The 13,234-nt window shown below is 35.9% G+C and carries 10 protein-coding genes and 1 pseudogene; 2 read left to right on the top strand and 9 right to left on the bottom strand.

Annotated features, from left to right (window positions below):
• Positions 1 to 199: 199 nt before the first annotated feature.
• The 9 genes from leuS to ADI58_RS08490 all read right to left on the bottom strand — a co-directional run bounded on the left by leuS (position 200) and on the right by ADI58_RS08490 (position 11,360).
• On the bottom strand, positions 200 to 2,701 hold the full coding sequence (gene leuS / locus ADI58_RS08530) for a leucine--tRNA ligase (RefSeq protein ID WP_049522227.1): 2,502 nt from the start codon (positions 2,699 to 2,701) through the stop codon (positions 200 to 202).
• A 349-nt stretch (positions 2,702 to 3,050) separates the two neighbouring features.
• Positions 3,051 to 4,139, bottom strand: coding sequence for a glycerol dehydrogenase (locus ADI58_RS08525; protein ID WP_049522226.1), 1,089 nt, complete (start codon positions 4,137 to 4,139; stop codon positions 3,051 to 3,053).
• A 17-nt stretch (positions 4,140 to 4,156) separates the two neighbouring features.
• The gene (locus tag ADI58_RS08520) at positions 4,157 to 4,825 is read right to left on the bottom strand and encodes a fructose-6-phosphate aldolase (RefSeq protein ID WP_049522225.1); all 669 of its coding nucleotides are present in this window, start codon (positions 4,823 to 4,825) and stop codon (positions 4,157 to 4,159) included.
• An 18-nt stretch (positions 4,826 to 4,843) separates the two neighbouring features.
• On the bottom strand, positions 4,844 to 7,282 hold the full coding sequence (locus tag ADI58_RS08515; protein ID WP_049522223.1) for a glycyl radical protein: 2,439 nt from the start codon (positions 7,280 to 7,282) through the stop codon (positions 4,844 to 4,846).
• A gap of 161 nt (positions 7,283 to 7,443) precedes the next feature.
• Positions 7,444 to 8,733: a PTS sugar transporter subunit IIC gene (locus ADI58_RS08510; protein WP_049522222.1), complete on the bottom strand. Its 1,290-nt coding sequence runs from the start codon at positions 8,731 to 8,733 to the stop codon at positions 7,444 to 7,446.
• Between the two features lie 16 nt (positions 8,734 to 8,749).
• On the bottom strand, positions 8,750 to 9,058 hold the full coding sequence (locus tag ADI58_RS08505; RefSeq protein ID WP_000238723.1) for a PTS sugar transporter subunit IIB: 309 nt from the start codon (positions 9,056 to 9,058) through the stop codon (positions 8,750 to 8,752).
• A gap of 45 nt (positions 9,059 to 9,103) precedes the next feature.
• Positions 9,104 to 9,424 (bottom strand): PTS lactose/cellobiose transporter subunit IIA, encoded by a 321-nt coding sequence (locus tag ADI58_RS08500; protein ID WP_000402908.1) that lies wholly within the window; start codon positions 9,422 to 9,424, stop codon positions 9,104 to 9,106.
• Between the two features lie 196 nt (positions 9,425 to 9,620).
• Positions 9,621 to 10,601, bottom strand: coding sequence for a sugar-binding transcriptional regulator (locus ADI58_RS08495; RefSeq protein ID WP_001070838.1), 981 nt, complete (start codon positions 10,599 to 10,601; stop codon positions 9,621 to 9,623).
• 12 nt (positions 10,602 to 10,613) lie between these two features.
• Positions 10,614 to 11,360, bottom strand: coding sequence for a DeoR/GlpR family DNA-binding transcription regulator (locus ADI58_RS08490; protein ID WP_049522221.1), 747 nt, complete (start codon positions 11,358 to 11,360; stop codon positions 10,614 to 10,616).
• 121 nt (positions 11,361 to 11,481) lie between these two features.
• Between ADI58_RS08490 and ADI58_RS08485 the strand changes: the two genes are divergently transcribed.
• Both ADI58_RS08485 and ADI58_RS08480 read left to right on the top strand, forming a co-directional pair.
• On the top strand, positions 11,482 to 12,258 hold the full coding sequence (locus ADI58_RS08485; RefSeq protein ID WP_049522220.1) for a glycyl-radical enzyme activating protein: 777 nt from the start codon (positions 11,482 to 11,484) through the stop codon (positions 12,256 to 12,258).
• A 174-nt stretch (positions 12,259 to 12,432) separates the two neighbouring features.
• Positions 12,433 to 13,234: pseudogene (locus ADI58_RS08480) on the top strand (sensor histidine kinase); the annotation flags it as partial.

Here is a 13,234-nt window from a genome sequence, read left to right as displayed (position 1 = left end):
GCAATAAATTCTTTTTTATCCATAATCTCTCTTTCCTTTGTTAATCATATTAACAAAATAGAAACTTCCTGTCAAATAAAAAATCCTCCAGATTCTACTCTGAAGGATTCCTATCCTATTTCACAACCATATTAACGAGTTTAGTTGGCTCAAACAGTTTGGGAAACTGTTTGAGGTTGGAAATCAGCGAATAAATTGGTTATTTCACAACAATATTAACCAATTTATTCGGTACACTAATCACTTTCACGATTTCCTTACCGTCAATCTCTGCTTTGACTTTTTCGTCAGCCAGAGCAATTTCTTGCAATTCTTCACGTGATAGGTCTTTGGCTACCATGAGTTTAGCGCGAACTTTTCCTTTGATTTGGACAACGATTTCGATTTCGTCTTCAACTAATTTGCTTTCATCCCATGTTGGCCAAGCTACGTAAGAGATTGACTCACCTGTTGCTGCAACAGTTTGCCAGAGCTCTTCTGCCAAGTGAGGTGCAAATGGTGCAATCAACTGAACGAAGCCTTTGGCGTAGTCCACATAGAGCTTGTCTTCCTTGTTAGCCGCGTTGACAAAAACCATAAGTTGGGCAATGGCTGTGTTGAATTTGAGGGACTCAATTTGTTCAGTGACAGCTTTGACCGTTTCATTGTAAACCTTGTCAAGAGCACCATTGTTTTCCGCAAGGATTTCTTTACTTGTAATCAAACGGTAAACACGGTCAAGGAATTTACGGCTTCCTTCCAGACCTTCTTCTGACCAAGCAATCGAAGCATCAAGTGGTCCCATAAACATTTCATAGACACGAAGGGTGTCGGCACCGTATTGTTCCACCACATCGTCTGGGTTAACTACGTTCTTGAGGGACTTAGACATCTTGGCTGGCGCTTGCTCCAACTCTTCCCCTGTTTCCACATGGAAGAAAGAACCGTCACGTTTTTCAACCTTATCAGTTGCCACAAGAGCCCCACGGTGGTCACGGTAGCTTGTTCCCAAAATCATTCCTTGGTTAAAGAGTTTTTGGAATGGTTCCTTAGTTGGAACAACACCGAGGTCATAGAGGAATTTGTGCCAGAAACGAGCGTAGAGCAAGTGAAGAACAGCATGCTCTGCACCACCCACGTAGATATCTACTGGCAACCATTGTTTGAGAAGATCCTCGTCAGCCAATTTTTCTGTGTTGTGCGGGTCGATATAGCGGAGATAGTACCAGCTTGAACCTGCCCATTGTGGCATAGTGTTGGTTTCACGACGACCTTTAACGCCATCTTCACGGGTCACTTCAAGCCAATCTGTCAAGTTAGCTAGTGGACTTTCACCAGTACCTGAGGGACGGATGTCCTTGGTTACAGGCAAGACAAGTGGCAATTCACTTTCAGGGACAGCTGTTGAAGTCCCATCTTCCCAATGAATGATTGGGATTGGCTCACCCCAGTAACGTTGACGGCTAAAGAGCCAGTCGCGGAGACGGTAAGTAACCTTCTCTTGACCACAGCCTTTTTCTTCCAACCAAGCCACAATCTTGGCAATAGCATCTTCTTTGTTCAATCCATCTAGGAAGTCTGAATTGACATGAAGACTATCCTCTGTGTAGGCAGCTTCTGCTACATTTCCACCTTCAAGCACTTCTACAATTGGAAGGTCAAATTGTTTGGCAAATTCCCAGTCACGTTGGTCATGGGCTGGCACAGCCATAACGGCACCTGTACCGTAACTAGCAAGAACATAATCGGCAATCCAGATTGGAATTTCCTTACCATTGACAGGGTTGATGGCATAAGCACCAGTCCAAACACCAGTTTTTTCTTTGGCAAGGTCGGTACGAGCCAAGTCAGATTTGAGGCTAGCTTGGTGTTTATAGTCTGCAACTGCTTCTGCTTGCTCTGTGCTTGTGATGGCGTCAACCAAGTCATGCTCAGGAGCCAAAACAGTGAAAGTCGCACCGAAAAGAGTATCAGGACGAGTAGTAAAGACAGTGAATTCCTTATCAGTTCCCTTAACCTTGAAGGTTACATTAGCACCAGTTGATTTCCCAATCCAGTTGCGTTGCATGTCCTTGATAGACTCTGGCCAATCTAGTTCATCTAAGTCATTGAGCAAGCGCTCTGCGTATGCCGTGATTTTGAGCATCCATTGGCGCATTGGTTTGCGGACAACTGGATAACCTCCACGCTCAGATGTTCCGTCAGGAAGGACTTCTTCGTTGGCAATGGCCGTTCCCAATTCTTCTACCCAGTTTACTGGCACTTCAGCTTCATAGGCCAAGCCTTTTTCGTAAAGCTTGGTGAAAATCCATTGAGTCCACTTGTAATAGTTTGGATCTGTCGTGTTAACTTCACGATCCCAGTCATAAGAAAATCCAAGCGCATTGATTTGGCGTTTAAAGTTGGCAATGTTCTCAGCTGTAAATTCTGCTGGGTCATTCCCCGTATCCATAGCATACTGCTCTGCAGGCAAACCAAAGGCATCCCAACCCATAGGGTGAAGGACATTGTAGCCTTGCGCACGTTTGTAACGGCTGAGGATATCGGTTGCTGTATAACCTTCTGGGTGACCTACGTGTAGACCCGCTCCAGACGGATAAGGGAACATGTCAAGAGCATAAAACTTAGGTTTTGATGCATCAGTTCCTGTCTTAAATGTATGATGTTCTGCCCAGTAGCCCTGCCACTTAGGCTCAATTTCTTTATGATTGTAAAAACTCATGGTCTCTCTCCAATTTTGTGATGTTACTATTATACCATTTTTGAGGGAATTTGAAATGTGTTAAAAGAAAAAACTGTATACTGTATTTCATTAATTTTGATGACTATGAATTGCTCTATCTCCCACTTTTTATCCCATTGTTATGCAGAAAATCAAGGAGTAAACCAAGAAGCTTATCTCGTATAGCACAAAATACTTATTTTAGAAAGAAGATAAGACTGGAATACTAATTAATGTATTTACAATAAATAGCTGACAACCTGTATTGCTTCCTGATTTATAAAGAGCTTCGGATACAATATGAGGATAAATAAAAGACTACCATTTGTAAAACAGTAGTCTCTATTGTTTATTGTGAATTTACATATGCATCTACAGCGATAATGGCTTGTGCAACATCTGAAGGCGAAATCTTAAACGGCATCTGATGGATTGTCTCACCCTCCATGGTTGCTTGTTTACCAACTTTTATTAAATCATCATATCCAACTTGATCTAAATGCATTTCTTTTAGAGTTGTTGGCATGCCAATTTTTTTGTAAAACTCAATATACTTATCAAGTTCTTCTTTAGGTCTATTTTCCAATAAAAGTTGTACCAAAGTTCCATAAGCTACTTTTTCACCATGTGTTAAATGATGAATGTCACCTGTCAATGCAGTAAAACCATTATGAATTGCATGCGCCGCAGCCAATCCTCCACTTTCAAAACCTAAACCACTCAATAGAGTATTAGCTTCAACAATGTTTTCTAATGCTGGTGTCACAACTTTAGCTTCACAAGCTGCCATGGCCTGTAAACCATCTGCGAACAGCGTTTCTTCACATTTCTTCGCAATTGCAACTCCAGCCAACGTTTGTTGTTGGCCTAACATAGTTTTTCCATTTGCCTGCATAACTGCACGCGCCTCAACCCAAGTTGCTAAACCATCTGCAATACCAGACGCTAATAAACGCTTAGGAGCTTGTGAAATAACTTTTGTATCAACCAAAACTAAATCTGGATTTTTAGAATAAAATAGATAATGATCAAATGCACCTTCATCTGTATAAATAACAGATAAAGCAGATACAGGTGCGTCTGTCGATGCAATTGTTGGAGCAATAATAACGGGCTTTTCAATCAAATCTGCAATAGCTTTTGCACTATCAATCGTCTTTCCACCACCAAGTCCGATAATACTATCACAATTCTCTTTCTCAGCTAAGGCAACAACTCGATTGATTTCATTGTCAGAAGCTTCACCATTAAACTGAGCTAGAACAATATGGAAACCATACCTATGTAGGTAATCTTCAAATCGTTTTCCAACAATATCATAAACCAACTGATCGCATAATAGAATAGGACGATTTCCCAAATCCAACATTGATTTGGCATTTTCAAACAAGGCATTCTCCCCTTGAATATATCTCGAAGGACTAGCAAAAATTCTCATGTTTGTTTCCTTTCTACCTAAATGGAACGACTATGTTGAGTAACAAACCAGTCGTCAGAAAAATCATCAACCGCCTTTTGGATAGATGGCATGGCGAAAGCTGATTCAAAAACATCTGCTCCTGCTGTAACAGCATGCGCACCTGCAGCTAAAGCATTATTTACTTGTGCTACATTTTTAAAGGATGCAGCTAAAATCTTACTAGGAGAGTTCTGTCTATCAATAGCAAGAGCTAATTGACGAATGACAGAATTTGAATCAATGTTCAGATTTTCCATTCTATTATAATATGGAGCTAGGTAATCCGCTCCTGCTTCGATAGCTAATAATCCCTGAATAACTGTATAAATAGCTGTTGCAGTGATATGGTAACCCTCTTTTTTTAGCACCTTTATTGCACGTAATCCAGCTGGAGTAACAGGTACTTTGATAAATGTATCATCTCCTGCTTGTCTCCGAATTTCATGGGCATCTTTTAAGATACCTTCAAAATCTTGAGAAATCACCTGAACATGAATAGAGGGTGTAGAGCCAATCAATTCTCTTACATCTTTGATTCGTTCAAAAAAATTAATCGAACCCTCTCTTTTTGCAATAGTGGGATTTGAAGTTACCCCAGCTAGTGGTAAAATTTCAGACCACTTTTTAATCTCATCTAAATTTAATGTGTCAAGCATAAATTCCATAAAAAGAACCTCTTTATTTTACAAAGTATGCTCAGTACGTCCTATAATATCATCTTGGGTTGCCTTAGAAAGAACATTGAAGAATGCAGAGTATCCTGCAACACGAACAATTAAATCTCTGTGTTTTTCAGGATGTTTCTGAGCGTCAATCAAGGTCTCTCTGGAAACAACATTGTATTGAATATGGTACCCATGTAAACGATTAAAGAATGTTCGTAACAAAGCAATTAGTTTTAATTTATCTTCTTCTTTGGCTAACGTTTGAGGATTTACTTTCTGATTTAAGAGAACCCCACCTACAATTTCATCTGTTGGTAATTTTGAAACAGATTTTAAAACAGATGTAGGACCGTGTTGATCCATATTATGTGATGGTGAACAACCCTCTGCTAACGGTGTACCCGCGTTGCGTCCATCTGGAGTTGCTAATGTTCCTCTTCCCTGTCCTACGTTGGCTGAGATAGAAGATGTTCCTGAATAACGAATTCCGCCAATAGGTCCTCTTCCATAACGTGTATTAGGATATTTAGCAATTTCATCAACATAAATATCATAAGCAGCAGTAACTAATTTATCAGCATAATCATCATCATTACCGTACTTAGGTGCATCATGAATCAACATTTCTTGAATGACCTTACCTTCTTCTCCAGCATAATCTGTTTCCAGTGCATGCCAAAGCTGACTTGGGCTTATACGTTCTTCCTCAAATACCAATTTTTTAATTGCAGCTAATGAATCCGACAAATTTGCAATTCCAACTTGCAAACCTGATATATAGTCATATACTGCTCCACCTTCTTTAAGATGTTTTCCACGACCAATACAATCATCAGTCAATGCTGAACATAGAATATCAGGAACTTCTCGTTCCAATGATAAATCAATAGAATTTTCAACAATAACACTCATTCGTGTCAAATATCTTAGTGTTTTATCCCAAGCATTTTCTAATTCAGAAAAGTTCTTCATATCCTTAAAATGACCAAAGCTTGGTGCAAACCGTTTACCCGAAGCCGGATCAATTCCATCATTCATCGTGATAAGTAGAACCTTAGGGAAGTTCATATAACTCATACCTGTGCAACGATAGCCCCATTTCCCTGGAACTGCCGTTTCAACACATCCAATGGCACTGTAATCATAAGCATCATCTTCCAATACTCCTTTTGCAATAAAAGAAGGAATAATAATCTCATCATTATTAAATGCAGGCATACCAAAACCAAGTTTCATCACTTCAATACACTCATTCATGAAACGAGCATCTAAACCTGCATGGTAACGTACAGTTAGATTAGGTTGCGGTAGATGGGTTTGTGCAACTGATTTTAATACCAAATAAGATAATGGATTAACTGCATCCTTCTTATCTCGAGTCTGTCCACCAATTGTAACATTTTGATATAAAGGACTTCCTGCTGAAGAAAATGTATGTGCTTGACTGCGAACCTTATTAATTGTGATTGTTTTAATCCAAAGATTTGTTAGACGTTCAACAATACTATCTTCTGTTTCTTTACCACTTTCTAAATCAGACTTCACATATGGATACATATATTGATCAAAACGACCATATGAAAGAGAGTGACCATTAGATTCAATTTGTAAAATACATTGAATAAACCAGACTGATTGAATAGCTTCTGCAAAAGTAGTTGCCGGTTCATATGGTACTCTAGAACAAATGTCTGCAATCTCAAGTAATTCTTTCTTACGTTTAGAATTTGCATTTTCGGCTAAACTTTTAGCAAGATTAACAAAGCGATTCGCATATACTTTAATAGCATCGATTACGATAAATATAGAGTCGTAAAAATGATATTTATCAATACTTGCTGGATCTGTTAAATCTAGAGCTGCTTTCGCTTTACGAGCTCGCTCTTCAAAACCTCTTAAACCAAATTGCAACAGTTTCTGATAATTAACTGCTAAGTGAGCATCTCCAGAATTCATCTTACCTTCCATACCAAAGAATCCTGTTTCCATATAAACAGACACTTCTTCAGGTAGCAATGCACCAGCTCTAGCACGTAAATTATTATTTTCCCAAAATTGAGCAATGCTTCTAAGTTGTTCTTTTGTTTCTTCTGTAATATAGAAAACATCTCCATCACGCTTTTCAAAAAGATCCAACTCATTGAGAACAAATTCTAGTGTATATTCTGGAAAAATAGGAGCATCTTTATTTGAAGAAGCTTGATTTCCCGCAATCATAGATTCTTCTTCGATATAGATAGTCATATTTTCCAAAATTTCTTTCAGCATATAGGCACGTTTTAGGACATTAGGTTGTTCCTTGTATCGATCATAAGCGCGTGTTGCTAGAACTGCTCTCTCAGCATCAATATAAGGTTTTTTATTTAAGACATCTTCTCGATATTTGTTCATCCTTTCAGTAAGGCTACCAAAATATTCTGTCTTGATTGTCGTTCTTGCTACTTCTGTATTTACCATAATAAGTACCTTTCTTTCGAAAATATTTTTGTTTCTTTCGAAAATATATTACCTAATTTTTTAAAAAATTTCAAGCTATTAACTAGAAAAACTTTAACTCTCTAATATTTAGCACAAATGTGTGTGTTTAATGATAATACACAAATGTTTTTTTACATTTATCAAACTTCATTCTGATAAGCTAATCGATCCTGTACTTTAAAGAATGGGAAATAAACTAATGTAGACATCGCTAATATCACTAGTTGAGTAATAACTCCTTGCCATCCACCAACCATAAATCCTGAAATAATAGCTGGAGTACTCCAAGGTAATGTAACTCCTGAGAATGGTTGCATGAAACCTGTTGCAATAGCTCCATATACTATAACAGCTGCAAGTACAGGAACAAGAATGAAAGGTACGAACATGACGGGATTCATAACAATTGGAAATCCAAATACAACTGGCTCATTTACGTTAAATATTGCTGGAAAAGCTGCTACTTTCCCTAACGCTTGGTACTGTTTCGATTTTGCTGCAAAAAGCATCGCAACTACAAGACCAAACGTAATCCCTGAACCAGATAGAATTAAAAATGAATCTAAAAACTGTTGAGTAACAATATGTGCTCCATTTTCTAATGATAGATTACCAGAGGCTAACATAGCTTTATTAGCATCAAGATTAGATAAAAGCAGAGCTGTCACTACTCCATTTACTACCGATTGCCCATGAACACCAAACCACCACAAAAATGATATAAAGAATGCAATTCCAATCGCACCATACAAAGATCCAGTTAAACCTTGCAATGGAACTTGAATAGCAGAATAAATCATTTCTATGAATGTTCCGCCATTAGTCAGTGATTTCGCTAAAATATATACAATCATAGATAATAAGAAAATTACAAATGCTGGAATCATTGCTTCAAACTGTTTCGAAATAGCTTGTGGAACTTGTTCTGGCATCTTAATAACAATTTTTCTCTTTATAAAGAAGGTATAAATACTTCCTACTACCAAACCTATAATGATAGCACCGATAATTCCTTGACCTCCAAACCAAACCTTACTAATAGCGTCCCCAATCGCCTCACCTTGTTTAGGGATATAAGATGACCTTAGCAAAATAAAGAATGCAGATACAGATAGAACTCCAGCTGGCAAAGCCTCTACTCCGCTATTCTTAGCATAAGAATAGGCAATTGAAAAACAAGAAATTAGACCCATAATAGCAAAAGTTCCTGAATATACTTGCATAAACGGCTCTGTCCAATTAGATCCAAGAACACTAGCAATGCTCTTATTTAAGCCTTCAAACGGCAATTGTCCCATAATCAAGAATAAACTACCAACTACTGTCAATGGCAAAATTGCTAACATACCATCTTTTAGAGCTATAATGCCACGCATATTCACAAACTTCATCATCGGTGCAATGATTTTTTGAACATCTATCTTTGCCATAATAAATCTCCTTCTCTTACCCACTAATCAAAGATAAGGCTAAATCTAATACTTTTTTCCCATCTAACATACCATAATCCATCATCGGAATAACAGCTATCGGAACATCACACTTATCACAAATTTCTTTTGATTTATCTAATGTATAGGCAACTTGAGGTCCCAATAGTGCAACATCTAGATTTGGCGCATAATCAGCTAATTTAGACTGAGAAAACGCTTCTATCTCTGCTTCAACTCCGCTAGATTGCGCTGCAATTTTCATATTATTTACAAGCATCCCAGTAGAAAATCCTGCTGCACAAAACAAACCAATCTTCACCATTGTATTTTCCTCCTCTATGTTAATAACAATGATAATACTCTAGTATTATTTTTTATGAAGTTCTTTTCTCAAACTAATAATTTCTTTAATTAAATTAATCTCCGTCATACTAGTCATGAGATGATCTTGTGAATGAACAAAGAGAGCTGTAATTTCTGTCTTTGTACCAGACGCTTCCTGTGCCAAGAATTTTGTTTGTAAATTATGAGCTTCTAATAAGGCAGCATCAGCTAACTGGATTTCTTCTTCACATCGTTCACATGTACCGTTTTTTATGTAATCTAACGCTTTATAAATATGTTGTTTCGCATCACCAGCATATAAAATTAAACCCATGATAATTTGATCAGGAACAATAATTTCCATAAATTCCTCCTCATTTCACTATGTAAAAAGCTTTTTTCATTTGAAATTTTAAAATTTTCTTTTGTAACTATAGAATACAACTACATAATAAAGTTGTCAATCTAAAAACAACATATAAACCATTTTTGTTTATATAAGCACAAATGTGCAATTGATTAAAAAGAAAAAACGATAAACTGATATCAGTCTATCATTTTCACTCGCATAAAATATTTCGAAAAGAAAAATCACCATCTTCTTCTAAAACTTTTAAAATTGTATTTTTATCTGTAATCAGATGATTTACTAGATTAGCACGCAAGACAGAAAGAATCGCAGATACTTTCGTATCACCGTAAGCAACAGCTAAACTTTGAGGAATATTTTTTAAATCTTCCAAAGAGATTGCTATCGTTCTTTCCTGTAAGTTCTCATAAACTTCTTTACCTTTTGAATCAAAGAATCGACAACAAATTTCCCCTACAGTTTTAACTTTTGTCAATTCTTTAAAGTCATCCTCTGTAAGCATGTCTAACCATTGATGTTTTCCTTTATTACTAAAATCACCAATCCCAACCACAACTATATCTAAATCTTTCCAACTATTTTTCAAATCTTCAAAATATCTTGATTGCAAAATACCATCTGCTAACAATTTATTTTCTTGCACAATTGTTGCATTCATAAATGTACACTCTCCATGAAATTTTCTAGACATTTCATAAATCAGTGTATTCACATGGTATTTAGCGTGTATGTGACTAGGACCACCTGCTAGAGGATAGAAGTGAACATTTCGGACACTTTTGCTGTGGATTAAATCTACTAAATTACTTAAACTTTTCCCCCAAGAAAAGCCAATTTTCATATTATCATCAATTAAATTCCTAAGGACACCTGCTGCAACTTGAGAAATTCTTTCAGATAAAATTGTTGGATTGTCATCAAATTCATTTGGAATAATTTCTAAACTTTCCAGACCATATTTTTCTTTTACATAATTTTCCAACTTAAACATATTGGTATCAAAATTCTCTATTTCAATTTTAACAATTCCTGCATTCCTTGCTTCTGTTAACATTCTACTAATAGAGGTTCTATAAATTCCTAATTTTGCTGCTATTTGTGACTGATTTAAGTTTTCAATATAATACAGATAAGCAATTTTAGAGAGTAGTTTATTCCTATCTTGATTCATACACTTAACCTCTTACGAAACTACCTTAACCATTATCCCAGCATTTTCTAATGTAGCTATATTTTGTTTAGAAAGTTTTTCGTCTGTTATTACTTCATAGACTTGACTTAAAGCAAATCTTCTTACTGTACCCCTTTTATCAAATTTACTTGAGTCAGTTAGCACAATGACTTTATCCGACGCTGCTGAAATATATTGAACTACCTCACTGCGCATTAAATCTTTTCCTGTAAAGCCCATCTCTTTATCGTAGCCATCTGTCCCAACAAAAGCTTGACGCACATGAAAAGTCCGTATCATTTCTTTTAATAAAGGTCCTACGGTAACCTGTGAATCTTTCTGAAACTCTCCACCAAGAACAATAACACGACATGAATCATGACCTCTTACAAAATTTGCTATAAAAAATGAATTTGTTACAATAGTGACATTTCTTTTTTGCTTGCAAATTTCCTCAGCAAGTAAAGCACAGGTTGAACCAGATTCTATCATTATTGTTTCATTATCTGATACCAATTTTACTGCTTCTTGAACAATTTTTCTCTTAATTTCATAATTAATTGACAAGCGTACATTTAAGTCATCTCCACTATTTAACACAGCATATCCATGCTCTCTGTGTAATAAGCCTTTTGACTCTAATTTATCTAAATCTTTTCTAATCGTTACTTTCGATACATTTAATTTTTCCGATAATGTATTAACATCAATCTTTTCATATTCTGATACTAATTTAATAATTTGTTCCAATCTTTTCATTTTACACCTCCGTTTTATTCTACCAAAATAAAAAGCAAAAAACAACAAATTAAACTTTCGTTCGTAATTGTTTTTCTTTCGTTTTTGTGATAGGATAGAATTATAAAGAGGAGGAACTCTTATGGAAATATCTAAAGGAATTATTTTTAATATTCAACACTTTTCAATTCATGACGGTCCGGGTATTCGTACAACTGTTTTTTTAAAAGGATGTCCTCTGCGCTGCCCATGGTGTTCTAATCCTGAATCTCAAAAAATGAAACCTGAAAAAATGAAAGATGCTCAACGTGAGAAATTCACCTTAGTCGGTGAAGAGAAAACTGTAGAAGAAATTATTACAGAAGTATTGAAAGACAAGGAATTTTACGAAGAATCCGGTGGGGGGTTAACTTTATCTGGAGGTGAAATATTTGCTCAGTTTGAATTTGCTAAAGCCATCTTAAAGTCAGCTAAAGAACATCACATACACACTGCCATTGAAACCACTGCCTTTGTTGATCATGAAAAATTTGTTGATTTAATCCAATATGTGGATTTTATCTACACAGACCTAAAACATTATAATTCTATAAAACATAAAAAAGTGACTGGGGTTTTTAATCAAATGATTATAAAAAACATTCATTATGCTTTTTCTCAACATAAAACTATCGTTTTAAGAATCCCAGTTATCCCTGATTTTAACAATAGTTTAGAGGATGCAGAAGAATTCGCTACTCTATTTAACTCATTAAATATCGACCAAGTTCAACTACTCCCTTTTCATCAATTTGGTGAAAACAAATATCGTTTATTAAATCGGAAATATGAAATGGATGGAGTCAACGCACTTCATCCTGAAGATCTTATTGATTATCAAAAGGTATTTCTGAACCATCATATTAATTGTTATTTCTAGTTCATTTCCTTGAAATGCTCTAGCTATTTGCAGATAACAAGCATCTATAATACATACTTAACTTTTCAAAAGGTTTAGCTAAAAAATTTTAGCCAAACCTTTTCTATTTTACCTTGCTCTAGAATTTTTAAACTGCTATACTTATAACAAAAAACCCTTCCAAGGAGGTAGCGGATGTCTCATTCCTTTAAAAAATCTCTCCAAAAAGAAATTCTCCATAGAAGCTCTATCGCAGCCTTTGTGACCTCACTTTTACTACTCATTTTACTTTTTGGTTTTTCCTATTTTTTACAAAAGCAGCAACTCTCCAAAGATACGAGACAGATTGTCAAACAAGTTCAAGAGATGAAAGAAGCAAATAGTGATCTCCTAACCACTATGAACCATAAAATGATTCCTGGATTTTTGGATGGCAAACACACAGAGAGAGAAGTCTTTAGCTTATTTTACGAGACAAAAGCTAAATTAAAACTTAGTTCTGACCTCATTATCCTAAGTGATACAGGTGAATTGCTATTTAGTACCAATCGAAATCATCAAGAAAGTATTTTATCTCCCTACTATCTAAAACTGCTCATTCAAAATCCTTCTCAAGAAAAAGTTACAGAAAAAATTGCACTCTCTTCAGATAAGCAACATTACACACTCTTTATCAAACCACTACTTCAAAACCAACGAGTTAAGGCCTATACTATTGCTTTCGTAAATGAGAATGATTTCATCTCAAGTTTCCCAATGATCAATTCCAAATACATCATTACCGATAGCTTTGGAAATATGTTTTCCAACAATACAAATCAATTTACTCGTTCCACTCTTGAAAAATTTGATGAAAAACTCCTACACTCTCGCACCCACTGGTATGCGAATGAACCGCTTATTGTTCAAAAAGAAAAAGTCGGTGCTATTTTTTCAATCTATACTTTTCAATCCTTTTTTCCCATTCCTAGCTTACTCGGTCTAGCCTCCATTCTCA

Origin of the sequence: Streptococcus mitis, assembly GCF_001074635.1 — a bacterium.
GTDB classification, from domain to species: domain Bacteria; phylum Bacillota; class Bacilli; order Lactobacillales; family Streptococcaceae; genus Streptococcus; species Streptococcus mitis_E.
Note: the sequence above shows the minus strand (reverse complement) of the source record. Positions and strands in the feature narration are given on the sequence as shown.